This window comes from Flavobacterium faecale (assembly GCF_003076455.1).
GTDB lineage: Bacteria > Bacteroidota > Bacteroidia > Flavobacteriales > Flavobacteriaceae > Flavobacterium > Flavobacterium faecale.
The window spans coordinates 3,678,323-3,702,797 of the sequence record NZ_CP020918.1 but is presented as its reverse complement, the minus strand read 5'-3'; the positions used below and the strand labels follow the sequence as shown (position 1 = coordinate 3,702,797).

Here is a 24,475-nt window from a genome sequence, read left to right as displayed (position 1 = left end):
ATTAAGTTTTTACGTAAAAATAGTAATTTATGCTGTTGTTTAGAGTATAAAACATGAGTTATTCTCTTGTTTAGAATACTACTTTCTATTCTTCTTTATTAAGTTGTGCTATATAAAAAGCTGTAGGCATATTGGCTCTTGCCTTAAAAGCATTCGCAAAACGTTGGGTAGAACTAAATCCAATTTCTTCAGCCAGTGCTTTATTTGTATACTGTTGCAGAAGTTTACTTTCTTTGAGAGCGTTGATCAGATAATCAATTTTCAAGTCATTAACGTAGGTAGCAAATTTCTTATGGCGGTGATGGTACACAACAAGAGAAAGATATTTAGTATTGGAGTTAAAAGTAGCGGCTAGTTTTACTAAGGTTATTTCTTTATCTAGGAATTTCTTTCCCTGTTCCCATTTTTCTAATTGCCTAATTAATTCATTAACCGCTGCAGTATTGATGTCAGCTATTCCAGCATGTTGTATTGGGGTGATTTCTTTTGTAGGCTGGATGCTTTTATTCATTAGTGCGTCATAATTTTTTTTGTATGTACTTTTGATTTTAAAGTTGCGATAGCTTACGAAAAGAAGAGTTAAGAATATTAATGTTACAAGGACTATGAAAATTAAGTTGTTGGATTTTTGTCCATTTACCTGTCCCTCTAATTTTTGTTTTTCAATCAAAATATTCTTATTATCATACTCCTTGCTCACTTTGGAAACCAAGTAACTGTTAGTTTCAAGCAGTAAATGATCTGCTTTAAGTAGTTGGTCTATATAATACAAATGTAGATTATCATCTTTTTTTGTTTTGTAGTAGTTAATTAATAACACAAAAGTTTCTAATAAATCTCGTCTTATAAATTGTTTACTGTTTAAAATTTGGTCTACTTTTTTAAAATATGGGATGGCACTTTCATATTTTTTAAGTTCCCAATAACTTTTCCCAATGTAAAAATTCCCTACAGCCTCATTGGCAAAATCGTTGTTACTTTCTATTTCAGGCATTGTACTTTTTAAATTATCAATAGCCTTTTGGTAATTATTTAGAAAATATTGGTTCACACCTTCCGAGTGCTGGAAATAAGCAATCATTTCTAGACTACTACGCTTTTCACTTTCTTTGACTCCTTCCTCGTTAGTTATGGAGCACAAGCCGTAATTCCCCACTTTATTATATGACAGTCCCAGTGAATGGAGTGAATTTAGATATGCTCTATCATGATTATTTTTATAGTAGGTGACACATTGTCTCAATAAAGAGATGGCTTCGTCATAAAGCCCCATGTTGTTCTTCAGCTGTGCAATGTTATATTTCACTTTATAAATCAGGTAGAAATCATTTGTTTTGGCTATATATTCATTAGCAATTAGATAGTCATCTAATGCCTCTTTGTGTTTTTTAATGGAGAACAAAACTATTCCTTTGGTCAAGAATGCACTACCTATTGCAGCATTATCTTTTGACCTTTTTGCTGCATATACCATGCTGTCAGCGTAAATTATCCGCATTGATGAAGGGGACATGTGCATTAAGTTTTGATAACCGTTTTTAAGCTCCTGCCAGTTGTGTTCCCTTTTCGCTTTTTTGATATAAGTAAATAAGTATATGGCAGCTCTGGTACTGTCATTTTTAAACTGATCTATTCGGTCCTCCAAATAAGCAAAATCTTTATTTTGAATGGAGTCTGGAACTTTGAACGAGGTATTCTGAGATTGTATCCACAGGGGTACAAGTAACAGTAGTATAGAAAATCTCTTCATAAACACATCAATTAAATTTGGGGTAGTTGCGAAACACTCCTTATGTATTAAGATATCGATACTGGAATATTTTCAACAAAGTGTATTTCAAAAATACTATAATCTACTGATAAATAGTGTTTTATTGGTTTAAAAAAACTGTATGGATTTCGTGAAATTCCATAGTTAAAATCGTGAAAACCCACCACTATATTGTTGTATAGGTACTTTAGAGCATATAGATTTGTTTCGAATTCAAAAGCAAAAAGTTTAGCATCGTGCTAAATAAAGGTTCTGCTTACCCGGGTAAATGAACGGAGATATTGTTCTCAGTCACATTTTATAACTAATAATTATGAAAAATTTATTTTTAGGTTTGTTTGTTGTTTTAGTAATGATTTCCTGCTCTACGGATGAATATGGAAATACAATTGAAGAAGTTAATAGTGTTTCTGCGCAAGCAAGTACATCGAAAACAATTGGTCCAGCAAATAATGCTAATCCTTACGATGAAGTTGGAAAAGAATATGGTTTTTGGCTTTCGGAGTACTATCAGATTCATGGATATTCTAAAACTATTCAAGATTTAGCGACTCAAGTAAATTACATCGGAGCAAAGTTAAAGGCTCCCGATGTTTTAGGTAAAAGCAATATATTGATTACGGAGGACGGTATTAGTATCAGTATAAATAATCCTGAAACTGTGGTTATATCAACACTAGCTTCAGGTACATTGAGCGAAGCGGCAGAAAGTAGTTTACTCGGTTTTTTTGTATCTCTCATTCAAAATAGGGAAGCAGAGTATAATCTATTGTATGATTTCATTACCACATATGAAGCTGGAATAATGGACTCTTCTAATCTAACAAGCTTCGAATTGGAAACGATTTTAGGAATTACCTCAGTTACCAGATACGCACTTGATGCAGAAGGGGGGCATAAAGATCGAGATTGGGAAATCTCCGTTGGGAACAAAAAAGTAGCATCAGGGTTTCATCCTTTTCAGGCTTCACTCATTTCTGTAATTGCCAATCTGCGTTATTACTTATAATCGGATAATCTTTTTATAACAAAAAATGATCTTGTTAATGATGAAACTAACCACTTACTTTTCTTTAATGTTGGTCATATTTAACCTTATTAGTCTCTATTTCATTATAGATTTATTAAGCTATGATGAAATAGTTGGCTATTGGTTTAACGGTCGCAAGAAAAGTGCGAGTATTCAAACGATGGGGTATTTACTTTTTGTAGTAACCCTATTAAATCTGTACTTTATTTTTTTGATTGTTGTCGAAAAATCAAATAAGAACGATTAGTACGACTTTAGTTTGCCAGCATTCTTTTTTATTTGAAACGAGTGAATTATGATAATGACTTTACTACATATCGATTTAAATGAACTTCCTGTTAAAGGCTTAGATGTTCAAATTCTAAACGAATGTACGATTAAAAAAGTGGGGCATAAAGCTTTCCTTATAAGTAATACGGCTGTACTACTTATAAAATCAGGCAGCCTAAGAATTTCTTTTCGTGACGTTTTTTTGGAGTTATTTGCTCATGATTTAGTGGTACTTTCTAAAGGGGGGGCTTTAGTCATTTTAGAGACGGATCCTCAGCTAAAACTGTTCTACCTTTCGTTCAGTACAGCCTTTGCGATAGAAAATTGTAATAAGCAAGCCCTTCTTAACGCTTTCTATTTTCTTAGTGGTAAAAGTATTGGAAAGGTGAGTTTAGATCTTAAAAGTTATTTGGTGGTATCGCTAATCTATAAGTTGATGTATCAAGTGAACAGTGATAAAGCAATTCGGCATGTAGCAACCGAGTTGCAGCGTATTAGTTTTAATCTCTTTTTGTATGAACTTCGATGCATTTATGGGTATTTTGTTAGTGATTATCACTTGAGTTTTACAAGAAATGAAAATTTGACTATTCAGTTTTTAAATATTCTAGCGATTCATTTTAAAGAGCAACACAGGGTACAGTTTTATGCAGGTGTTTTATATGTTACGGCTGGGTATCTGAACAAAGTGGTCAAGCAGACAGCAGGTAAACCAGTAAAGAGAATTCTTGAAGAAACCCTTATCATGGAAGCGAAAAATAGGCTTGATGATGATCAAATTACTATCAATCGGTTATCTGAGGAATTGGGATTTAATAGTCCTTCTTCATTTAGCACCTTTTTCAAAAAGCATGTTGGAATAGCACCGTCAGTATACCGTAGTAGTTTAAGCAAGTAGATTTGTCGCTGCCTTCTTTAATTGTTTTTCACAACCAATAAAACAATTCTATGATACATACAAAATACCCCTTAGAATGGTTCGATTGTTTAATAGTGCAGGAACTTAACCCCAAGAGAGGCGTGCTACAATCCATATCAATTGCTGAAAGCGAGGAACTGGTTACTCATATTAAAAAAGAATCTCGTAGGATTCAAATACAAATCAAGGAAGAAGTTTTTTCTATTCGAAAAAAGAGACAGTTTCGACTTTTGGTTCGGAAATACCACTCTAGTTTTATTTATCTTTTAGATTGCACTATTGAAAACCAACAACATGAGTATTTTAATGAACCCCATCTTCGTCATATTGGAGTTACCATTACATCTGTTTTAGAAGATTTAATATCTTTTGTCGAAAATCGATTTTACAAATATCTTAGTTTGGATGTACGTGTTCCAATCACCTATCAAATAGTGTCAAAAAGAGAAATACTGTCCAAGTTGGACGGGTTTAAAAGTAACACTGTAATGTCTTCTATAATAGAAAATCCTTTACAAATTGTTATGGCAAAACTGTATCAAAAATTAGCATCAGAGCATCGCAATAAGAGCACCTATAGGGAAATAGTCTATAGAAAGGAGTTATTGAATGCCTTAGCTATTGATACGCTAGAAGTTGTAAAAAGCAGTACATATTCGGCAGCAGATGAAATACTCATATGTTTTAATTTTAATTGTCAGGAATACAGTGCTTATCTTAAGAATAGGATTCTGCTCCAGCTCGATCACTATGATACCGTTGGCGACAGATTGGCCGCTATTTTACTTATTTACAAAGAATTTGGGCAGCTCTATTGTAAGCCGAAAAGAATGTTTGACCCCCAGGAACCTCACTTGAAAGAGGTTTTATTCACTTGGTTTCAACATGAAATTCGCTACTTGGAACAGCAAATAAAAACCAAAGAAGAAGCTGTTGTCGTTGCAACTCCTCAAAGCGACACAATAGCAATTGATTCCAATCTTAAAATGGAGTGTGATTTATCGTGTGATCAGATTGCTCTTATTTTGAGAGCTGCAGATGAGTCTCGTGTCATAAAAGCCCGTTCCATGAGTCAAGTATTTAAAAGTATTGTTCCTTATTTATCTACTCCGTTTAAAAAAGAGCTCTCCTATCAATCTGTAAGGAGCAAGTCTTACAATGCTGAAGACCGTGATAAAGCAGTTGCTATTAAGACGCTGGAGAAGATGATTACTAAAATAAATAGCTATTAATTCTTAATATATAAAATAGATCATATAGCTCTTTTAATCAGGGGTACTAAAGGGTACAACTTAAAGTTGTACTTGTGAGTAAAGTTAACTAATTGTTCTTTTGACTTATGAAATCAAACATCAATTTTTTGTTTGAGGAAAAAAAAGGAAGTTGAACATTTAATTAAGAAGCTATGTTTACAAACATTTCATGGGGCAATTACATCGTTGTGATTGTACTACTATTAGCCAGTTGGTATCTATTTATTGGATTTAGATATTATTTATTTGACATCACAGAAATTGTGACAGGAAAGCGGAAAATTCGTAAGCGCAGAATTAAGGATTTAGAAATTCATTATGATGTAGTTCATCCGCAAACTTTAACTGGTACTTCCAAACAAACATCTTTAGGAGAAACAGAAGAAACTATTCTTGATATAGATACTTTCGCCGAAAAGCTAAAAAATCTAGTAAAAGTTGCAAGTCAAAGAGAAGTTATCAAATCAGAATTTATTGGACATCTCAGTTTGCTATTTACCGAATACTCCAGTATTAAAAACTCTCCTTTTAGATCCTCAGTCAGTGAACTGATTATTTCAGAATGTGAAAAACTAGATACTATAAGTTTAAGTTATTTAGAGGTGGAGGACTTGTGGAATGAGTAAAAACAATGTTACAATGTGGAGGAATTGCCCCTGTCCGTTTCAGTGCGGTATGGCTTAGTGTGACAAGAATGAGAAATTGAGACAGCGGCATGCTCTACATTATTTTTAATGATTTTAACTTTAAAACAAAGTGTTATGAATAAGTGCAAATTGAATTTAGAAGGATTGAGTCGGCAAAAAATAATTATTGGAGTTTGCGTTGTGGTATTGCTGTTATTTAGCTCTCACGGCTATGGTCAGGATGGTGTTGCTGGTATCAACGAAGCGAATCAGAAGGTTCGGAGTTATTTTGATGCTGGTACGGAATTAATGTATGCAGTAGGGGCGTTGCTTGGACTAATTGGAGCAGTTAAGGTCTATCAAAAATGGAATGCAGGTGATCCTGATACCGGAAAAGTAGCAGCGGCATGGTTTGGTAGCTGCGTATTTCTAGTTGTTGTTGCTACCGTAATCAAATCCTTTTTTGGAGTTTAAAGCTTTGTATATATGGGAAATAGCGTCTATCGTATAAATAAAGGAATTAATAAGAGTATCGAGTTTAAAGGATTAAAAGCGCAGTACATCTGGTATTTTGGAGGAGGAATAGTAGTGTTAATGATTCTTTTTTCGATGATGTATTTTATCGGGTTACCCTCTTTTATCTCGTTGGGAATTATTGGTATAGCAGGAACGGTGATGGCTGTAAAGATTTATAAAATGAGCCACAAATACGGAGAACACGGAATGATGAAAGAGCTAGCGAAAAGACAATTACCTACGGTAGTTAAGACTCAAAGTAGAAGGATTTACAAAATGCGAATGCTGCAGTGAAAGGAATGAAGAATCAGTTAAATTTAAATGAAGATGGAAAAGAGGATGGAAGCTGTTTTACCGATAATGGATATAGAACACGACTGTATTCTATCAAAGCAAGGAGATGTTACCGTGGTGTTTAAAGTAGCCCTACCAGAGATATTTACATTATCAGATCAAGAATACGAGGCATTTCACCAAGCTTGGGTGAAAGCTATAAAGCTATTGCCAAAGTTTAGCGTTTTCCATAAGCAAGACTGGTTCATCGACAGCAAACATCAACCACATTTTGCCAACGACGACCATAGTTTTCTAAGTCGTTGTAGCGAGCGATTCTTTAATGAGCGTCCATTTCTTGATCATTCTTGCTACATTTTTTTGACTAAATAGCCAGTGGGAAGAAAAACTTCTAGCTCGCTATTTTCTAGTTTAATTAGGTCTTCAATTGTCCCTGAGGAAACCTTAAAAGAACAAGTGCGTCAAGATTTTGTCGATAGCACAGGGCAATTCAGACGAATATTGGAAGACAGCGGATTTGTAAAGTTACAGCGTCTTAGCGATGATGAGCTACGAAGTCACAGCAGAAAGATTGGTATTATAGAACGCTATTGTTCCTTGTCTGAGAAACCGGAATCCTTTGTATTAAATGACATTGCTTTCAAGGATAGTTTACAGGTGGGAGACAAACATTGCCAGATTTATACTCTAGGAGATGCAGCCGATTTGCCTGCGTTATGTGGTTCTAGAATTAACTATGATCGGTATTCAACCGATAGGACCAAATTTAGCATTGGTTTTGCTTCTACTCTAGGCCAGTTACTTTCGTGTAATCACATTTATAATCAGTACATTTTTATAGAAGATTTCCAAAAAACCTTGAAGAAGTTAGAAAGTAAAAGACTGCGACTACAATCTCTATCAGCATATAGCAGGGAAAATCTAATTGCTCGCGATGCTACAAATGATTTTCTTAATGAAGCCATTAGTCAGCAACGGCTCCCTGTCAAAGCGCATTTTAATGTCTTGGTTTGGACGGATCAAAAAGAAGAATTGAAAGATATTAAAAACAAGGTTTCTTCTGCGTTAGTACAAATGGATGCAGCAGCAAAACAAGAAACAGTGGGAGCAGCCCAGATTTATTGGGCTGGGATTCCTGGAAACGCCGCTGATTTTCCGATGAATGATAGCTTTGATACGTTTGTGGAGCAAGCAAGCTGCTTTCTAAATATGGAAACTGGCTATCGTTCGTCACTAAGTCCCATTGGGATCAGACTAGGAGATCGTTTGACTGGAAAGCCAGTACATGTAGATATCAGCGATGAACCAATAAAAATGGGGATATGCACTAATCGAAATAAGTTTATACTAGGACCTTCTGGAAGCGGAAAATCTTTCTTCACCAATCATATGGTTAGAAGCTATTACGAACAAGGAACCCATGTTGTACTTGTCGATGTAGGTCATAGTTACAAAGGGTTGTGTGATATGGTCAATGGATACTATTTCACCTATGATGAAAAGAATCCAATCAAGTTCAACCCCTTTTATATCAGTGAAGGCGATACTTTAGATACAGAGAAAAAAGAAAGTATAAAGACCTTGCTCTTGGCACTTTGGAAAAAAGACGATGAGACTTTTAATCGGATTGAATATGTAGCCTTATCGAATGCTTTACAATTGTATTATGAGAAACTAGCTGTAAATCCGCAACTGTTTCCCAGCTTTAATACATTTTATGATTTTCTAAAAGAGGATTTTGTAAAAGTATTGGAAGGGGATAAGGTAAAAGAAAAGGATTTTGATGTAAATAACTTTCTCTACGTACTGCGTCCGTATTATCAAGGAGGAGAATTCGACTACTTACTCAATGCTACTCAAAATTTAGACTTGTTGCAAGAGCGATTTATAGTATTCGAATTAGACAATATTAAAGATCATCCGATTCTTTTTCCAGTGGTTACTATTATTATAATGGAGCTGTTTATCAGTAAAATGCGGAAGCTAAAAGGGGTTCGTAAAATGATACTAATAGAAGAAGCGTGGAAATCTATTGCTAAGGAGGGTATGGCAGAATATATTAAGTATTTATTTAAGACCGTTCGAAAGTTTTTTGGAGAGGCAATCGTAGTTACTCAAGAAGTGGAAGATATCATTTCGTCACCTGTAGTGAAGCAAGCTATCATCAATAATAGTGACTGCAAGATATTACTGGACCAGAGTAAGTATCAAAATAAATTTGAGCAAATTCAAGAACTATTAGGCCTCACAGAAAAGGAAAAAGCATTAGTATTATCAGTAAATAAATCCAACGATCCAGACAAGAAATACAAGGAAGTATTTATCTCACTGGGAGGAATGCTATCTAAAGTTTACCGAACAGAAGTTTCGCTAGAAGAGTATCTCGCTTATACCACCGAGGAAACGGAAAAACTAAAAGTCCAAGCCTATTCGAAAATGTTTGGAGGCGATATTCAAAAAGGAATCGCTGCATTAGCAGCTGACTTACGGGGGGAAGCAAAAGGATGAAAAAGAGACTATAACGCTCTAATAGAGGAGAAAAACAAACCTAAATTAAATGCATTATGAAAACAAAGAGAAAAATAAGCTTGTGTTTGCTTTGTCTACTGCTTGTCAGTAGTCCAGCAAGGCCTGCAGCAGTCGTTGCTTTGCCTATAGTTGGAGTGATAACTGCCGCAATTAAAAAAGTGATTTTGGCGATAGACTTGCGAATACAGCGGTTGCAAAATAAAACTATCTGGCTTCAAAATGCACACAAGAAACTGGAGAATACGCTTTCCAAACTAAAACTAGGAGAGATTTCTCAATGGACACAGAAGCAAAAGGACTTGTATAAGAATTACTACGAGGAGTTGATGAAAGTCAAATCAATAATTAGTTATTACCAGCGCATTAGGGATATTACGCAGAAGCAAGTACGGCTAGTAGATGAATATGACAGAGCTTGGAATCTCATTAAACAAGACCCACATTTTAATGTGGCAGAACTAGAGTATATGCATAAAGTGTATTCAGGTATATTAAACGAGAGCCTAAAAAACATAGACCAGATTTTTCTAATTCTGGATTCTTTTACGATCCAAATGAGTGACGCCAAAAGATTGGAAATCATCAATACCGCCGCTGATCAAATTGATGCTAACTATGATGACCTTAGACTGTTCAATAGTCAAAATAGGCAACTCAGCTTACAAAGAGCAAAAACGAAGCATGATGTAGAAAAGATTAAGAAGCTTTACGGAATTCCTAACTAAAATAATAAGTCCATGAAAAATATATTTTTATATCTACTATTTATAAGCTTGCTTACCAATAATTTACAGGGACAAGCTAAGCAAAGAAAAGTGTTGCTGCAGCAAATTGCTGCTTTAAGGATCTATACGGATTATGCACAAAAGGGGTATTCTGTAGTCAAAAATGGACTAACGACAATAGGAGATTTCAAGCGAGGGGAATTTAATCTTCACAGCAATTATTTCAGCTCTTTAAAAACAGTTAATCCGAAAATAAAAAACTATTTCAAGGTGGCCGATATTATTGCGCTACAGCTAAAGATAATTCATAGTTCCCGTTTCATTATTAAGCAAGTGCAGGGGGACGATTTATTTCACGGAGATGAAATAGCGTATATCAAAAGAGTAGTAGATCGTTTGATTGAAAATTGTGAAGCTAATATGGAGGAGCTCCTGACTATTGTAATGAATGGACAAGTTGAAATGAAAGAAGAGGAGCGAATCAAGCGCATTGACGCATTATATCTTAATATGTTAGAAAATTACAGTTTTGGTGAAAGCTTTAATAAGCAAACAAAATTATTGGCTTTGTCAAGAGCAAAAGAGAAGAATGATCTGAAAATAAGTCGTAGCATGTATGGTATTAATTCTAATTTCTAATGAAAAAGATAATAATTATAGCTGTTCTTTTGATGGGTTTCTTTTGCCCCCCTCGGGTTTCAGCCCAATCACAGGAAATGCAACAACTACTTCTCAATATAGAGAAGTTGGCGCAATTCAAACAGATACTTAGTGATATGAAAAAAGGGTATCAAATTGTTAGTGGAGGGTACAACACGATCAAAGATTTGTCTCAGGGTAATTTTAGCCTCCATGAAACATTCCTTGATGCATTGATGCAAGTAAGTCCAACGGTACGGAATTATAAAAGGGTAGGTGCCATTGTGAAATACCAATTGCTTTTAGTAAAAGAATACAAATCTGCATTTGAAGGATTTAGAAAGAGTGGCAATTTCAGTCCCGATGAAATAGCCTATTGCGCAAGAGTATATGATAATTTGCTGCAACAGAGCTTACGCAATTTAGACGAATTGATCACGGTTATTAGCGCTAATACATTAAGAATGAATGATGAGGAGAGGTTTACCGCGATTGATAAGATTTATGCAGATATGCAGGACAAAGTTTTATTTCTGCGAAGCTTTAATAACAATACTACTGTACTAGCGATCCAGCGTGCAAAAGAGCATAATGATGTGCGTGTAATGCGTAACATTTACAAGGCAAATAACTAAACAAAGAATGATATGGCAAAGACAAGTAAGGAAGTATTATTTACTGCCCTAGGAATACTATTGCCCTTTGCGAGTCAGGCGCAAAGTGTAGCGGACGACATGAATAGCTTGCATGGTGTACTGGACCAACTCTACGAGGAGATGATGCCTTTATGTAATAATTTATTGGGCGTAGGTCAAGGAATTGCTGGTTTTGCAGCTATTTGGTATATCGGCTCAAGAGTGTGGCGGCATATTGCCAGTGCAGAACCAATAGATTTTTATCCGCTGCTAAGGCCTTTTGTTATTGGTTTCTGTATTATGATTTTTCCTTCGGTCTTGGACTTGATTAACGGAGTAATGAAACCTACCGTTACAGCAACAGCGGCGATGGTAGAAGGATCCAACAAGGCTATTGGATTGTTGTTGCAAAAGAAAGAAGAAGCTATTAAAAGTAGCAACTCTTGGCAGATGTATGTAGGAGAATCAGGAAGTGGTGATCAGGACAGATGGTATAAATATACACACGACAATGCTAATCCTGATAATGAAGGAATGCTTGAAGGGATCGGAAACGATGTCAAATTTGCTATGGCGAAGGCATCGTTTAATTTTCGCAATTCGGTCAAGGAATGGATGAGTGAAGTACTAAGAGTATTGTTTGAAGCAGCTTCACTTTGTATCGATACTCTGCGTACATTTCAACTGGTGGTTCTTTCCGTATTAGGGCCCTTAGTATTTGGTATCGCTGTATTTGATGGTTTTCAACATACTTTGACCGTTTGGCTGGCAAGATACATCAATATTTATCTGTGGCTTCCTGTTGCTAATATTTTTGGTAGTATCATCGGTAAAATACAGGAGAAGATGTTACAACTGGACATTACTCAGGTAAATGATTATGGAGATACTTTTTTTAGTAGAACCGATATGGCCTATCTGGTATTCATGATTATTGGGATTGTAGGTTATTTTACAGTTCCCTCAGTAGCTAATTACATAGTTCATGCCGGCGGTGGCGGAGCATTGAGTCAAAAGGTAACCACCATTTTTAGTAATACTACAAATTCTGCAGTAAGTAGCGTGGGTACTGGTGCCAGTATGATGGCGGATGCGATGGGAAATGCAGCAAGTCGTATGTCTGAAAGCATGTCGGGATCTAGTATTTCCACTCCGTACTTCAGTGACAAGAATAGTCATATGGGTGATAAATTAAAAGGCAATTCTTAATCTCTAAATTGAAATATCATGTTTAGTAAAATGAAAAATATTGACACGGCTTTTCGATATGTTCGAGGCTTTACGATGCTAGTTATAATTGGATGTGTGATTCTCTGTTGCTTTGCTCTTTACAAAAGTTTTAGTCTGGTTTCGCAAATGCAGGATAAGGTTTATATACTGGCTAACGGTAAAGCATTGGAGGCATTCGCATCGGATAGAAAGGATAATATTTCAGTTGAAGCAAAGGATCATGTAAAGACCTTTCATAGACTGTTTTTTAGTCTTGATCCCGATGATAAAGTGATACAAATAAATGTAACCAAGGCGCTTTATCTGGCGGATGATAGCGCAAAAAGAATATATGACGATTTAAAGGAAAACGGATATTATTCTGGGATTATATCCGGTAATGTCAGCCAAACGATAGCTGTGGATAGTGTAACAATTAACATCAATGAATATCCCTATCAGTTCCGTTGTTATGCGACTCAAAATATCATAAGACCCACAAGTATTGCTTATCGAAGTCTAATAACGGAAGGCAATCTTCGCAATGTTTCAAGAAGCGACAACAATCCACATGGTTTTTTAATTGAGCGGTGGAACACTATTGAAAATAGAGATTTAAGTTCAAAAAACAGAAAATGATAAAAAACAGATTATGAAATTCACATTTAAAAGAAACAGCAGAAATAATCCTGAAAGTGTCAAGTACAAAGAACGCTTTCTACTAGAACGATGCAACGAAGTCATTTTTTTGTTGCAGCATAAATGCGCTCAGTGGCTGGAACAGAAGACTGCACATCTATCTGCAAAAAGCTGGATCGTAATCCTATTTTGTTTTATAGTATTTACGGTCGGAGGGAACATTTATTTAATTGTAGATGGCCTAAATGGAAACTCAAACAAGATAGAGCGCAGTCTCATCAGTAGGTCTACCACTGCAGCAGCATTCGATACTAAAAATAAAACATTTAATACATCATTAAGTAAAACTGAATTAGAAAGAATGGCTCGTTTTCAGATGTACATGGATAGTTTGGGACGTAGTCCTACCGGAAAGCTAATACAGGACAGTATACTAAGATCTCGCCCTGGATTACTAGACAGCCTTGTTATCGTAGAGAATTATTATCGCTCACAATTTAAAAATCAATAGTATGGAACGAAAAACAGAATCATTAAAAATGCAAAGACAGCGCAAGATGTTTATGGTATTGCCGCTCTTGGTCCTTCCCTTTATTACAGCTCTATTTTGGATTCTAGGAGGAGGTAAAATGGATGCCGTTACTTTAGAATCAGTCGAAAAAACAGGCTTTAATACAAAGCTTCCAGATGCAAATGGGAGAGAAGCTATTTTCTTAGATAAGATGAAATATTACGAACAAGCTGCAATCGATTCGGCAAAGCTGGATGAACTTATCAAAAATGATCCAAATTACCTGAGCCAATCTTTTCAGGATGCTGGAACGGAAACCGATACGGATACCACTTTTAAAGGAAGTAGTTATACCAATGGAAACGGTGGATTAAATACATCGGTTTATCGAGATTCAAATGAAGAAAAGATTCATAAAAAACTGGAAGCACTTCAAAAGGCTATTAATAGCCCAACTATAGTTGAGGAACAGAATCCTAGTTCGAATCAATATGCAAAACCCACTACTTCAGAAATGCATTCTGAAGATATTAATAGGTTAGAATACATGATAAGTTCTATGGATGGACGAAAAGAAGAGCAGGATCCTGAATTGAAGCAGCTCGGTGGAATGTTAGAAAACATACTTGATATTCAGCATCCTGAAAGAGTGCAAGAGAGACTGCGAAAAGTTTCGAAAGAAAATCGGGGACAAGTATTTACGATTAGTACCAAAACGATGGAAGGGATGGTTTCTTTATTACAAAGCAGTCCTGAAAATCCGTTAGGCACTGATGGACAATCCAGGCGTAATGGATTTTATTCTTTTGATGAAAATACCAGTACGGTCGATATGCAAAATACGATATCGGCTGTGATTCATGAAACACAAACCATCGTTACTGGGGCGACAGTAAAGCTGAGGCTAACCAATGCGATTTATATAAATGGAGTCGCGATACCAAAAGATCATTTTCTATTTGGAATAGCTTCTTTACAAGGAGAGCGATTGAATATTAAAATTAATAGCATTAGATATAGTAACTCTTTGTTTCCAGTAGCACTTTCAGTCTACGATATGGATGGATTGGATGGAATTTATATTCCAGGCACTATTAATAGAGATGTTGCAAAAACAACTGCAGATCGTTCGATGCAGAGCATCGGAATGGGAACTCTTGACGATTCCTGGGGAGCGCAGGCTGCGGGAGCAGGAATAGAGGCTGCCAAAAGCCTACTAAGCAAGAAAGTTAAGTTGGTTAAAGTGGTTGTAAAAGCTGGCTATCAAGTATTGCTTCTCGATGGCAACCAGAAACAAAATGATTCTAATTAAAATCTAAAACTTAAAAACATGAAAAAAATTAATGTATTGCTAGTGGCTTTTTTATGGATCTTTTCCAATTTGGCTGCTGCGCAGCAAACGGAAGGAAATTATTTTGAAGAAGTAGCATCGGACTCGCTTTTTATAGGGTATTCGAAAACTACGACTATCGTATTTCCTTATACTATTAAAACCGTAGACAGAGGGAGTCAAGATGTATTAGTACAGAAAGCGAAAGGACTAGAGAATGTATTGCATATTAAAGCGGCACAGCAAGGGTTTATCCCAACCAACCTTACGGTCATCACTGCAGATGCTAAGCTGTATTCGTTTGTGATAAGCTACGATGAAGAATCACCGCAATTAAATCTCAGTTTGCATACAACTAAGGCAGGTAGTCCAGAAATGTACTTTTCCGCGGAGGGTGCGAACGAAGAGGAGGTACATAAATACTCTAATTTAGCTTTTTACCATCATAATAAAATCTCTGGTGCGATGAGTAAAAAGTTTGAAATAAAGTTCCAATTAAATGGAATTTTTATACGAGATGACATCTTATATTACAGGATAAGAGTGGTAAACAGTTCTAAAATAAATTATGATTTAGATCAGTTACGATTTTTTATCCGAGACAGCAATAAGATAAAGCGTACCGCTTCGCAAGAGATAGAAATCGTGCCAATAATCAGTTATAATAAACCAACTTCAATAAAAGGGGAGAGAGAGAATACCACTGTTTTTGCGCTACCCAAGTTTACAATTCCAAGTAGAAAACACTTAGTAATCCAACTTATGGAAAACAATGGCAGTAGGCACCTTGAACTTCGGTTGAAAAAGGAAAAACTTTTACGGCTTACGGTGCTACCTAAATTATAAATAGTAATCATTTAAATATAAGAATTATGAACGAGAAAAATTATGAATACTTGCGTAACCAGGTTAAGTATACTGGTTTTGGAGAAGGACTGGACAGCGAATTAAAGGAGAAAATGCAGCAGCAAACCTCTACTTTCACATTGAATCATGAAGTGCTGTATGGAGCTGATCGTGCCAAAGCAACACTAAGCTTTAAAAAATCAGATCAGAGTGAGATGTTTTTTTTTAATTCTTACAAGGTTGATTTGCAGAAAGACAATTCAAAAGAATCGCTGGGGCAAACTTTCTATATTAATAAAGGAAGTAATATTACGATGAAGGAAGCTTACAATCTAATGGAAGGTCGAGCAGTAAATAAAGAACTAACTAATAAAGAGGGACAGCTTTATAATTCTTGGCTCCAAATGGATTTTAAGAAAACGGACAGTAATGGGAATTTCAAACTCAATCAGTACCATCAGAATTATGGATACGATCTTGAGGCTAGCTTGAGGAAACTGCCAATAAAAGAACTAGAAACTCCAAAATACAAAGAAGATTTGATGGATTCTCTCAAGAGAGGAAACTTGCAATCTGCTACATTTTTGAAGGATGGTGAGGAAGTTAAGCAATTTATTGAAGTTAATCCTCAATTCAAGACAATGAATGTATACGATACAAACATGAAGCGTATTGACAATATAGAGGCTAAAGTAGAAAAACAGTCGGAAGGCGAAAAGGCTTCTGTTAAACAGAGCAATAAAAAACAAGGGGCAAGCGCAGATAACGAAGAGCCTGATATACCAAAGGAAGTAAAGAAAAGAGTAAGAAAGCAATCTAATTCAATTTGATAAATAATGGAAAGTCTAAAACCCTTATCAGATTTCTTTTCAGCTATTGAGAAGGATTACCGTATTAGTATCACGCATATCGGTGTTTATGCCGCATTGTTAAAATATAGTGGGGATAGGGGTTTTACCAGTCCGATCCAGGTTTTTAGCTATGAAATTATGCATATAGCAAAAATATCGGCATCAAGCACTTATCATAAATGTGTCAAAGAATTAAATGAGTACGGCTATATTAAGTACGAACCTTCTTTTAAGAGAAATCAAGGGAGTAGGATTTATTTTAAATATATATAGAATTTAAATAATTGTATCAACATAATAAAAAGCCCCTTATCGGGCTTTTTTTGTTAATAAAAATAGGGTAATAATGGAAAATGAATTAAATGAAAAGGGAAAAATTACTGCTAAAAAAACCATGAAAATACTTAATTCGGGGGGAATATGTGTTACTCTTGAAGAAGCTGAAGCAATTTTGGTGTTTATGAAAAAAATAGCTAATATAGCGGTAACTAAATATTTACAAACATGAAAAAGGTAGCTGATTTATATATACGTGTAAGTACAGACGAGCAGGCGGATAGAGGATATTCCCAGCGAAATCAAGAGGAAGTTCTTCGGAAGTATTGTGATATTAATTTTATTGCGGTACGAGATGTAATTTACGAAGATCATTCAGCTAAAACATTTAATAGGCCGCAGTGGAAGAAACTTCTACTAAATTTAAAAAAATATAAAAATAAGACGGATTTTATACTTTTTACAAAGTGGGATAGGTTTAGTAGAAATGCGGGTGATGCATATCAGATGATTAGTCAACTTCGAAAGTTAGGAGTAGAACCTCAGGCAATGGAACAACCATTGGACTTAGCGGTTCCTGAAAATAAAATGATGCTGGCGTTTTACCTCGCGGCTCCTGAGGTCGAAAATGATCGTAGAGCCCTCAATACATTTCATGGTATGCGACGAGCAAAGAAAGAAGGGCGCTATATGGGAATAGCTCCATTCGGTTACGCAAATAAATCTAAAGAAGATGGGCAAAAGTATATAAGTCAGATAGAACCTAGGGCTTCAGTAATGCGATGGGCATTCGAGGAACTATCAAAAGGTGTATTCAGTACAGAACAAATATTTCTTATGGCCAAAAAAAGAGGTTTTACAAGAGGTAAAAGTAATTTTTGGCTTCTAATCAGAAATCCTATTTACTGTGGAAAAATTTTTATTCCAAAGTATAAAGATGAAGAAAGTATGTTTGTAGTAGGGCAGCATGAGGCAATTATTTCAGAAGGATTATTTTATAATGTTCAAGATATTTTAGATGGTAAATCCCGAAATTATCGAGCAAAGATTGAAACTATAGAGGAGTTTCCTTTACGGGGATTCTTTACATGCCCTAAATGTGGGAAAAAATTATTGGGAAGTAAATGTAAAGGACGCACTAAATACTATTACTATTATCATTGTGTATCGGAATGCAAATATCGTATAAATTCAGAAGTTGCTAATGAGCTATTTGTAGAGAATTTAAAAGCATATGAGCCACTCCATGAAGTGAAAAAAATCTATACAGCCGTCTTAATTGAAACGCATAGAGATTTGACGGATAATGCAAGAGAAATGAAGCGGCGAATTTTAGAACAAGTAAAAAATTATGAAAATAGATTAAGCAATGCGCGAGACTTACTTTCAACAATGCAAATTGATCCGTCAGACTACAGGCTGATGAAGCTTGATTATTCTGAAAAGATAAGTAAGTTAGAATCTGAATTATCTGAAATAAGTAGCGATAAACAAAGTATAGCTGGACTATTGAATAGTGGTATTGAAAATCTTATTAGACTGAACAACAGCTACAATGATGCTAGCTTAGCAGACGCAAGGGAATTAATTGGTTTAATTTATCCCGAAAATTTCACAATTCGTGGGGAGCAAGTACAAACCACTAGAATCAACAAGGTTATCGAGTCTATATACATGATTAACAATGAGTTAAGTCTAAAAAAAAACGGGACAAAAGAGAATTTTTTCTCTTTGTCCCGTAAAGTGACCTTGACTGGATTCAAACCAGTAACCTCTTGAGCCGTAATCAAGTGCGCTATTCAGTTGCGCCACAAGGCCATTTTGCAGTCGTTAGTATAACGTGGTTGCGGGTGCAAATATAGAGATAAAAGTGTAATGCGCAAGCATAAATTTAAATAAAATTCAAAAAAAATAACGATTTAAAAGTAGGTGTTTGATAGTCAGTAATTTCCATTATGTTATTTTTTTAAAAAAAATGGAATCATAGGGTAGAAATTATACCGTTCAGTAAAAGTTAGACCTAAGTTGTTATCAATTGTGTTTCTAAAATAAAGCTTTTTTAAAGGCAACAGCTAAGTAAGGACAAAGCCAGATCATAGCAGCATATCCTAGTTTGATAATCATATTTAAGATTGATGTTGTAATAGTCATTTTTTGAGTTAGGTTTTGCAAGAGTGTAAAGGGTAATACTGGACATTTATGGTAGGGACATGCTTTAGTCTCTTGTAGTTTTTCGGCTATTATATTCAGTACTTTATTTATAGTAAAAAGGTAAAGGCATTCGATTTGTTTTCTACTCCGGTACTGGTGGTGAATTTTGTATCGGTAACGTAAAAAGTGAGCTTGCTTTTTTGACTTTCTCTATGCTTGGGGTTTGTTTTTATTGCTAACATTTTTTACAAGTTTAGCCATCGTTTCAAAGCTCATTTTTTTAGAGAATTATTAGAATAGTGATCAATTATCTTTTCTTTTTATCTATCTGTAAGAATTATACCTTTTTACACCTAAAAAACAACAAAATTAAATAACACATATGTTCTAGTTATAAAGCCATTTGTTTTATTTTCAAATCCTTTTAATTTAAATCTTTGTCGTAAACTTTAAGTAACCAAAATTATATGAAAATCAATTTATTAATCAGTGGAAAACTCGATCTTAGAATAGCAATAGCCATGTTATTCTGTAGTCTTGGAGTTGTTCAAGCGCAAAACGGCCTAACTATCAAAGGTAAGGTATCAGGTGATGGAGGGTCTCTTCCTGGTGTAAGTGTCATTGTAAAAGATGGCAAGGGTAAAAGTACTATCACCGACTTAGATGGTAACTATCAAATTCGAGCATCAGAGTCGGATGTGATCTCCTTTAGTTATATTGGATTTATAACAAAAAATGTAAAGGTAGAAGGTAGAACGATTATTAATATTGAGCTAAAATCTTCGGTAAATGAGCTTGATAATATCGTAATCGTTGGGTATGGTACTCAAAAAAAGAAAGAGGTTACAGGTGCTGTTGCACAATTAAAGGGAGATGATTTGATTCAGAATTCAACCTCAGATTTGGGACAAGCTTTACAAGGGCAAATTACGGGTGTGAGTGTAACTGCTAGCTCGGGTGAACCAGGATCGGAGTCTAATATTTCGATCAGGGGATTATCTTCTATTTTGGGGTATAATGGACCTTTGTATGTAGTTGACGGGATTCCACAAGACGGAAATCCTAACTTAAGTAACAACGAAATAGAAACCATTGATGTATTGAAAGATGCCTCTTCTGCCGCGATATACGGAACGCGTGGTGCAGGTGGTGTTATTTTGATCACGACCAAAAAAGGTAAAGAAGGTAAGATGAAAATCAAGATTGATAGCTATTATGGCGTTCAACACATCTATTCAGACATACCAAAAGCTAATTTTGAAGAAGATTTGTATATCCGTTTTGTTAAAGCGCAACTTCTTAACGGAACGTTTTTTAACAACACCTTTACGCCTTTGGAGCAAAATACATCGCAATTTACCAACTCGACCAATGCTGCAAGTAGAGTTCTTGTTCAAAATGCACCTATTCAAAATCATACAATTAATGTTTCTGGAGGAAAGCAAGGCGCAACATACAGTTTAGTAGGGACGTACTTCAATCAAGAAGGATCGGTTATCAACTCGGGTTATGATAGATTCAATTTACGTGCAAATTCACAATTGAGTAGTGGTAAATGGACAGTAAGTTCAGGCTTCAGTGCACGTATTGATGAAAAGAAAATTGTTCCTGGCCAATTGTTAACCTATTTGTATTCTTACCATCCTTATCAAGCAGATTTATTGCCAAATGTACCAGTTGTTGATGAAGCTGCTGCCAATGGTACTAGTAATGATGCTGTGAGCACAACTACATTTATTAATTATTTGAATAGAAAAGACAGTCAAAAAGGAACAAATTTTACTGGAAATTTGACTGTAGATTTTGATCTAACAAAGAGTTTGAAAATTACGTCTAGATCTGGATTTGGATATACCACTAGCGATAGAGAAACGGTTAGTCCAAACGTGAGAGTTTTTGATGTTACAGGTACACTTATTCCTGCTCAAATACGATCATCGGTCTATAATTCAAGTGGGAATTCAAGTAATTTTTCGCAAGAAGCAATCTTAAACTATAAAAAGACTTTTGGAAACCATAATATTAGTGCTTTGGCTGTATATTCTGCAGAGCAATATAAATTTAAAACGTTTTCTGCTCAAAAATTTGATCTTTTTAGCAATGATATAGGTGTGATTAACAATGCTACGTCTGACGAGGCAGTTGTGACTTCAGGATCTGATAAGACAAATACTTTAATTGGTAATTTAGCACGATTGCAATACAACTACAAAGGTAGATACTTATTGAGTATCAGTGCAAGAAGAGATGGTTCCTCTCGTTTTGGATCAAATAATCGATACAAAACTTTCCCTTCTTTCTCTGCAGGGTGGAACGTATCTGACGAAGATTTTTGGAAACCAATTAAGAGCACCGTTGACAACTTTAAACTAAGAATAAGTCAAGGTACTACTGGTAATCAAGGTTTACCAGATTACAGCTACGCAGGTACAATTACATTGCGACAAGATTACCCGTTGGGTACAGGTACAAGTCAAACGCTTGGTAGTGGTGCTACACAGGTAGATTATGCCAATCCAGATATAAAATGGGAAACGTCTTCTCAAACCAATTTTGGATACGACATGTCTTTCCTTAAAAATAAATTAACTTTTACTGCAGATCTTTACAAAACAGTTAAGAAAGATTTATTATTGGCTACCGTATTGCCAAACTCAACAGGCGCAATGAGTGGATCAAATAATGGTACACTTATTCAAAACGTGGGTGATATGCAAAATATGGGTCTAGAATATGCAGTGAGTTATAAATCTGGTTCGAAAAAAGTAAAGTGGAATACAACTTTGAATTTTTCTAAAAACGTAAATAAGGTTACCAAATTAAATGGAAACTCTCAAATTCAATATTTAGCTAACAGTCAAGTTGTTTTGGGTGTTCCTAATGAAGATTTGGTTTCGGCGATTGCAATTGGTCATGAAGCAGGATCATTTTTCTTAATTAAAACAGATGGGGTGATCAACAATCAACCAGAATTGGATGATTACAGAGCAAAGTATCCTAATTTGGGGGCACAGTTAGGTGACATAAAACTAGTTGATGCATTGACTGTTGATTCAAATGGAGACGGAATTCCAGACAAAGGTGATGGAATTATCGATTTGAACGATCGCCAATATGCAGGTAGTGGATTAGCTGATTTTGAATTGGGTTGGAATTTTTCTGCTAACTATAAAAACTTTGATTTTTCAATGCAATGGTTTGCCTCGGTAGGAGGAGAAGTACTTAACGGAAGTAAGGCTGCTGCTTATAAGTCAGAAACAAGTCGTGACTTAGTATATACTTGGAGTCCACAAAATCCAAATTCAAATATTCCAGCTAATAGAGGTCGCGATTATATCAATTTTAGAGGATATACTGATTATTGGATGGAAGATGGAACTTTTGCTCGAATGAAAAATATCCAAATTGGATATGCTTTCCCAAAATCAATGTTGCAAAAATTAGCCATTTCTAAATTGAGAGTGTATATCGCAGCGCAAAATTTAGTTACTTTAACTAAGTACAGCGGTTTTGATCCAGAGGTTGGGAATAATGGTCTTAGTACTAGGGGAATTGATAGAGGTAATTACCCTATAAGTTCACAAGTAAGAGCAGGATTGCAATTTGAGTTTTAATATACCAGAACTTTAAAAAAAAGTAGTTTACTATTTAAACTTAGAAAAATGAAAATAAAAATATATAAAAAAATAGCAGTTACACTTGCGATAGCAATGGTATTTACTGCCTGCAGTGATAGCTTTTTGGAGCAAACAAATCCAAACGAACCAACAACTGATACTTTCTGGAAAACAACAGGAGATCTTTATTATGGCGTAGTATCTATTTATAATGCTTTAAAGGAAGACAATGTTCTTTTGATTAAAGATGAAACCTACCGCAGCGACCTTTCTTGGCCTGGATTTGGTAGGCCTACAACAGACAATGTTGCTTATTTACAAATATTCAATAACTCTTACGCACCATCAAATTTAAAATGGGGTGCTTTGTACAGAGGTGTTTTTAGAGCCAATCAAGTAATTGCTGCCTATGAGCGAATTGCACCTACGCTTACAAAAGATACCGATATTGCTGCTGCAAAGGTGATGTATGCTGAGGCAAAAGCATTAAGAGGATTGTTCTATTTTTACCTGTACAACTGTTTTAATAATGGATCTGTGCCTTTGTTTGATTCGGTACCACAATCAGCAAACGAATACAACAAACCTTTGAGCCCTGCAGAAACAGTAAAAGCATTCTACTTAGCAGATTTTGAAGATTCTAAAGATATTTTACCTATAAGCTGGAGTGCTGCGAGCAAAGGTAGAATTACCTCTGGAGCAGTGTACGCCATGTTAGGACAAAGTTATCTATATGAGAAAGACTATGTTAAAGCGGCAGAATTGTTCAAAAAAGTAATTACAAATTTTGGATTTGCTTTGACTACTGACATAGGAAGTAATTTTACATCTAGAGATGAGCACAACTCTGAATCGATTTTGGAAGTAAATTATGCTACAGAATACAAAAGTGGTATCAGTGTCAATGATATTCAACAAGTATCATCGGCAATTGGTGGACAATTTGCATCTGGTTCAGTTGGAGGATTTAGAACCGTACTACCTTCGTCTTGGTTAACAATGCTTTACAAAAACGAAAAATTAGATCAAACAGATCTTAGAAATATCGCTAAGGCAGCAGACGGAACCATAAAAGCTAGAAAGTATAGTTTGAGAGCTTCACAATCGATTGCCTTGGTAGATGATGAGTTCACACCTTACTATTTGTCAGCTACTCCTGCAGATGCGACACCCTTCAACAATAGTGAAACTTCTTATTTTAGAAAATATAGTAACTGGGATATTGTTGCCAATGAAAAGCAAGTAGCAACAAGTTTCTTTAGATCAGGTATAAACGTTAGAATTATACGCCTTGCAGACATTTATTTGTTGTATGCTGAATCATTAATTAAGGGAGGTACAGATAACAGTGCCTTAGATCAAGCTTTGTTGTATGTAAATAAAGTTAGAAGACGTTCGGCAGTTCAACTCTTGGGACCAATTGGTTCTGGTGAATACCCTACAAATGATCACGATGATATTACCTATACAGCTCAGAGTTTGATGAACCATTTGATGTATATTGAAAGACCATTGGAACTAGCAATTGAAGGTAATGCAACCCGAACAATAGACATGCGTAGATGGGGTATCACCAAAACACGTATGCAAGAATTGTCTACAAGAAGGTATTATGCTACTGATTACATATTTAAAAGTAGTACAACAGGACAAAACGTGACACGATTTACGTCTGTTTTACACGATTTAAGTGAAAGTCCTACTAAACCAATAAATGCTAATTTTAATGAGTTTGGTAATTCTGTTAAGAATTTTGATGCAAATATTCATTCGTACTGGCCAATTCCAAGTAGTGAATTAACGTCAAACACCGCATTGATAACTAATTAAAGAAAAGA

General features: G+C 35.3%; 22 protein-coding genes, 1 tRNA gene and 1 pseudogene. 21 read left to right on the top strand and 3 right to left on the bottom strand.

The window, feature by feature from the left end:
- Positions 1 to 85: 85 nt before the first annotated feature.
- Positions 86 to 1,750 carry a helix-turn-helix domain-containing protein gene (locus tag FFWV33_RS15480; protein WP_108741745.1) on the bottom strand — a complete coding sequence of 555 codons (1,665 nt, stop codon included), beginning with the start codon at positions 1,748 to 1,750 and terminating at the stop codon, positions 86 to 88.
- Positions 1,751 to 2,084: 334 nt separating this feature from the next.
- Between FFWV33_RS15480 and FFWV33_RS15475 the strand changes: the two genes are divergently transcribed.
- The 19 genes and pseudogenes from FFWV33_RS15475 (at position 2,085) to FFWV33_RS15385 (ending at position 18,648) form a co-directional block, all read left to right on the top strand.
- A complete protein-coding gene (locus FFWV33_RS15475; RefSeq protein WP_108741744.1) occupies positions 2,085 to 2,780 on the top strand; it encodes a hypothetical protein in 696 nt (231 codons plus the stop codon).
- A 316-nt stretch (positions 2,781 to 3,096) separates the two neighbouring features.
- Complete coding sequence (locus FFWV33_RS15465; RefSeq protein WP_108741742.1) at positions 3,097 to 3,969, top strand: helix-turn-helix domain-containing protein; 873 nt, start codon at positions 3,097 to 3,099, stop codon at positions 3,967 to 3,969.
- A gap of 50 nt (positions 3,970 to 4,019) precedes the next feature.
- A complete protein-coding gene (locus tag FFWV33_RS15460) occupies positions 4,020 to 5,222 on the top strand; it encodes a hypothetical protein (RefSeq protein WP_108741741.1) in 1,203 nt (400 codons plus the stop codon).
- A 173-nt stretch (positions 5,223 to 5,395) separates the two neighbouring features.
- Positions 5,396 to 5,869, top strand: coding sequence for a hypothetical protein (locus FFWV33_RS15455; protein WP_108741740.1), 474 nt, complete (start codon positions 5,396 to 5,398; stop codon positions 5,867 to 5,869).
- Between the two features lie 135 nt (positions 5,870 to 6,004).
- On the top strand, positions 6,005 to 6,343 hold the full coding sequence (locus tag FFWV33_RS15450) for a DUF4134 domain-containing protein (protein ID WP_108742576.1): 339 nt from the start codon (positions 6,005 to 6,007) through the stop codon (positions 6,341 to 6,343).
- 12 nt (positions 6,344 to 6,355) lie between these two features.
- Positions 6,356 to 6,679, top strand: coding sequence for a DUF4133 domain-containing protein (locus FFWV33_RS15445; RefSeq protein ID WP_108741739.1), 324 nt, complete (start codon positions 6,356 to 6,358; stop codon positions 6,677 to 6,679).
- Between the two features lie 72 nt (positions 6,680 to 6,751).
- Positions 6,752 to 9,187: pseudogene (locus FFWV33_RS15440) on the top strand (TraG family conjugative transposon ATPase).
- A gap of 56 nt (positions 9,188 to 9,243) precedes the next feature.
- The gene (locus FFWV33_RS15435; RefSeq protein WP_108741738.1) at positions 9,244 to 9,933 is read left to right on the top strand and encodes a conjugal transfer protein TraI; all 690 of its coding nucleotides are present in this window, start codon (positions 9,244 to 9,246) and stop codon (positions 9,931 to 9,933) included.
- A 12-nt stretch (positions 9,934 to 9,945) separates the two neighbouring features.
- Positions 9,946 to 10,572: a hypothetical protein gene (locus FFWV33_RS15430; protein ID WP_108741737.1), complete on the top strand. Its 627-nt coding sequence runs from the start codon at positions 9,946 to 9,948 to the stop codon at positions 10,570 to 10,572.
- Positions 10,572 to 11,207, top strand: a complete 636-nt coding sequence (locus tag FFWV33_RS15425; RefSeq protein ID WP_108741736.1) for a hypothetical protein — start codon at positions 10,572 to 10,574, stop codon at positions 11,205 to 11,207. The genes FFWV33_RS15430 and FFWV33_RS15425 overlap by 1 nt, the downstream gene beginning before the upstream one ends.
- A 12-nt stretch (positions 11,208 to 11,219) precedes the next feature.
- Positions 11,220 to 12,416, top strand: a complete 1,197-nt coding sequence (traJ, locus tag FFWV33_RS15420) for a conjugative transposon protein TraJ (RefSeq protein ID WP_108741735.1) — start codon at positions 11,220 to 11,222, stop codon at positions 12,414 to 12,416.
- Positions 12,417 to 12,446: 30 nt separating this feature from the next.
- On the top strand, positions 12,447 to 13,055 hold the full coding sequence (gene traK / locus FFWV33_RS15415; RefSeq protein WP_245891541.1) for a conjugative transposon protein TraK: 609 nt from the start codon (positions 12,447 to 12,449) through the stop codon (positions 13,053 to 13,055).
- Positions 13,056 to 13,068: 13 nt separating this feature from the next.
- Positions 13,069 to 13,566 (top strand): hypothetical protein, encoded by a 498-nt coding sequence (locus tag FFWV33_RS15410; protein ID WP_108741733.1) that lies wholly within the window; start codon positions 13,069 to 13,071, stop codon positions 13,564 to 13,566.
- A gap of 1 nt (position 13,567) precedes the next feature.
- Positions 13,568 to 14,878: a conjugative transposon protein TraM gene (gene traM / locus FFWV33_RS15405; protein ID WP_108741732.1), complete on the top strand. Its 1,311-nt coding sequence runs from the start codon at positions 13,568 to 13,570 to the stop codon at positions 14,876 to 14,878.
- Positions 14,879 to 14,896: 18 nt separating this feature from the next.
- A complete protein-coding gene (traN, locus tag FFWV33_RS15400) occupies positions 14,897 to 15,742 on the top strand; it encodes a conjugative transposon protein TraN (RefSeq protein ID WP_108741731.1) in 846 nt (281 codons plus the stop codon).
- A gap of 26 nt (positions 15,743 to 15,768) precedes the next feature.
- Positions 15,769 to 16,572 carry a hypothetical protein gene (locus FFWV33_RS15395; RefSeq protein ID WP_108741730.1) on the top strand — a complete coding sequence of 268 codons (804 nt, stop codon included), beginning with the start codon at positions 15,769 to 15,771 and terminating at the stop codon, positions 16,570 to 16,572.
- A 6-nt stretch (positions 16,573 to 16,578) separates the two neighbouring features.
- Entirely contained in the window at positions 16,579 to 16,866 is a 288-nt protein-coding gene (locus FFWV33_RS19565) for a hypothetical protein (protein WP_074722156.1), read from the top strand.
- 73 nt (positions 16,867 to 16,939) lie between these two features.
- Positions 16,940 to 17,101, top strand: a complete 162-nt coding sequence (locus FFWV33_RS19335; RefSeq protein ID WP_159086048.1) for a hypothetical protein — start codon at positions 16,940 to 16,942, stop codon at positions 17,099 to 17,101.
- Positions 17,098 to 18,648 carry a recombinase family protein gene (locus FFWV33_RS15385; protein ID WP_108741729.1) on the top strand — a complete coding sequence of 517 codons (1,551 nt, stop codon included), beginning with the start codon at positions 17,098 to 17,100 and terminating at the stop codon, positions 18,646 to 18,648. The genes FFWV33_RS19335 and FFWV33_RS15385 overlap by 4 nt, the downstream gene beginning before the upstream one ends.
- Here the strand turns inward: FFWV33_RS15385 and FFWV33_RS15380 are convergent.
- Positions 18,614 to 18,687, bottom strand: a tRNA-Arg gene (locus tag FFWV33_RS15380). The genes FFWV33_RS15385 and FFWV33_RS15380 overlap by 35 nt on opposite strands.
- A gap of 440 nt (positions 18,688 to 19,127) precedes the next feature.
- Entirely contained in the window at positions 19,128 to 19,262 is a 135-nt protein-coding gene (locus FFWV33_RS19690) for a hypothetical protein (protein ID WP_281261789.1), read from the bottom strand.
- Positions 19,263 to 19,487: 225 nt separating this feature from the next.
- On the opposite strand from FFWV33_RS19690, the gene FFWV33_RS15375 reads away from it, so the two are divergent.
- Both FFWV33_RS15375 and FFWV33_RS15370 read left to right on the top strand, forming a co-directional pair.
- Entirely contained in the window at positions 19,488 to 22,634 is a 3,147-nt protein-coding gene (locus tag FFWV33_RS15375; RefSeq protein ID WP_108741728.1) for a SusC/RagA family TonB-linked outer membrane protein, read from the top strand.
- Positions 22,635 to 22,682: 48 nt separating this feature from the next.
- A complete protein-coding gene (locus FFWV33_RS15370) occupies positions 22,683 to 24,467 on the top strand; it encodes a RagB/SusD family nutrient uptake outer membrane protein (protein ID WP_108741727.1) in 1,785 nt (594 codons plus the stop codon).
- Positions 24,468 to 24,475 lie beyond the last annotated feature (8 nt).

What these genes read in the sequence shown, in the direction of transcription:
- FFWV33_RS15375 (WP_108741728.1), top strand. Translation starts at nt 19,488, where the DNA reads ATGAAAATCAATTTATTAATCAGTGGAAAACTCGATCTTAGAATAGCA.
- FFWV33_RS15385 (WP_108741729.1), top strand. Translation starts at nt 17,098, where the DNA reads ATGAAAAAGGTAGCTGATTTATATATACGTGTAAGTACAGACGAGCAG.
- FFWV33_RS15430 (WP_108741737.1), top strand. Translation starts at nt 9,946, where the DNA reads ATGAAAAATATATTTTTATATCTACTATTTATAAGCTTGCTTACCAAT.
- FFWV33_RS15395 (WP_108741730.1), top strand. Translation starts at nt 15,769, where the DNA reads ATGAACGAGAAAAATTATGAATACTTGCGTAACCAGGTTAAGTATACT.
- FFWV33_RS15475 (WP_108741744.1), top strand. Translation starts at nt 2,085, where the DNA reads ATGAAAAATTTATTTTTAGGTTTGTTTGTTGTTTTAGTAATGATTTCC.
- FFWV33_RS19335 (WP_159086048.1), top strand. Translation starts at nt 16,940, where the DNA reads ATGGAAAATGAATTAAATGAAAAGGGAAAAATTACTGCTAAAAAAACC.
- FFWV33_RS15445 (WP_108741739.1), top strand. Translation starts at nt 6,356, where the DNA reads ATGGGAAATAGCGTCTATCGTATAAATAAAGGAATTAATAAGAGTATC.
- FFWV33_RS15450 (WP_108742576.1), top strand. Translation starts at nt 6,005, where the DNA reads ATGAATAAGTGCAAATTGAATTTAGAAGGATTGAGTCGGCAAAAAATA.
- traN (WP_108741731.1), top strand. Translation starts at nt 14,897, where the DNA reads ATGAAAAAAATTAATGTATTGCTAGTGGCTTTTTTATGGATCTTTTCC.
- FFWV33_RS15370 (WP_108741727.1), top strand. Translation starts at nt 22,683, where the DNA reads ATGAAAATAAAAATATATAAAAAAATAGCAGTTACACTTGCGATAGCA.
- FFWV33_RS15465 (WP_108741742.1), top strand. Translation starts at nt 3,097, where the DNA reads ATGATAATGACTTTACTACATATCGATTTAAATGAACTTCCTGTTAAA.
- FFWV33_RS15410 (WP_108741733.1), top strand. Translation starts at nt 13,069, where the DNA reads ATGAAATTCACATTTAAAAGAAACAGCAGAAATAATCCTGAAAGTGTC.
- FFWV33_RS19690 (WP_281261789.1), bottom strand. Translation starts at nt 19,262, where the DNA reads ATGTTAGCAATAAAAACAAACCCCAAGCATAGAGAAAGTCAAAAAAGC.
- FFWV33_RS15480 (WP_108741745.1), bottom strand. Translation starts at nt 1,750, where the DNA reads ATGAAGAGATTTTCTATACTACTGTTACTTGTACCCCTGTGGATACAA.
- traJ (WP_108741735.1), top strand. Translation starts at nt 11,220, where the DNA reads ATGGCAAAGACAAGTAAGGAAGTATTATTTACTGCCCTAGGAATACTA.
- traM (WP_108741732.1), top strand. Translation starts at nt 13,568, where the DNA reads ATGGAACGAAAAACAGAATCATTAAAAATGCAAAGACAGCGCAAGATG.
- traK (WP_245891541.1), top strand. Translation starts at nt 12,447, where the DNA reads ATGAAAAATATTGACACGGCTTTTCGATATGTTCGAGGCTTTACGATG.
- FFWV33_RS15455 (WP_108741740.1), top strand. Translation starts at nt 5,396, where the DNA reads ATGTTTACAAACATTTCATGGGGCAATTACATCGTTGTGATTGTACTA.
- FFWV33_RS19565 (WP_074722156.1), top strand. Translation starts at nt 16,579, where the DNA reads ATGGAAAGTCTAAAACCCTTATCAGATTTCTTTTCAGCTATTGAGAAG.
- FFWV33_RS15460 (WP_108741741.1), top strand. Translation starts at nt 4,020, where the DNA reads ATGATACATACAAAATACCCCTTAGAATGGTTCGATTGTTTAATAGTG.
- FFWV33_RS15435 (WP_108741738.1), top strand. Translation starts at nt 9,244, where the DNA reads ATGAAAACAAAGAGAAAAATAAGCTTGTGTTTGCTTTGTCTACTGCTT.
- FFWV33_RS15425 (WP_108741736.1), top strand. Translation starts at nt 10,572, where the DNA reads ATGAAAAAGATAATAATTATAGCTGTTCTTTTGATGGGTTTCTTTTGC.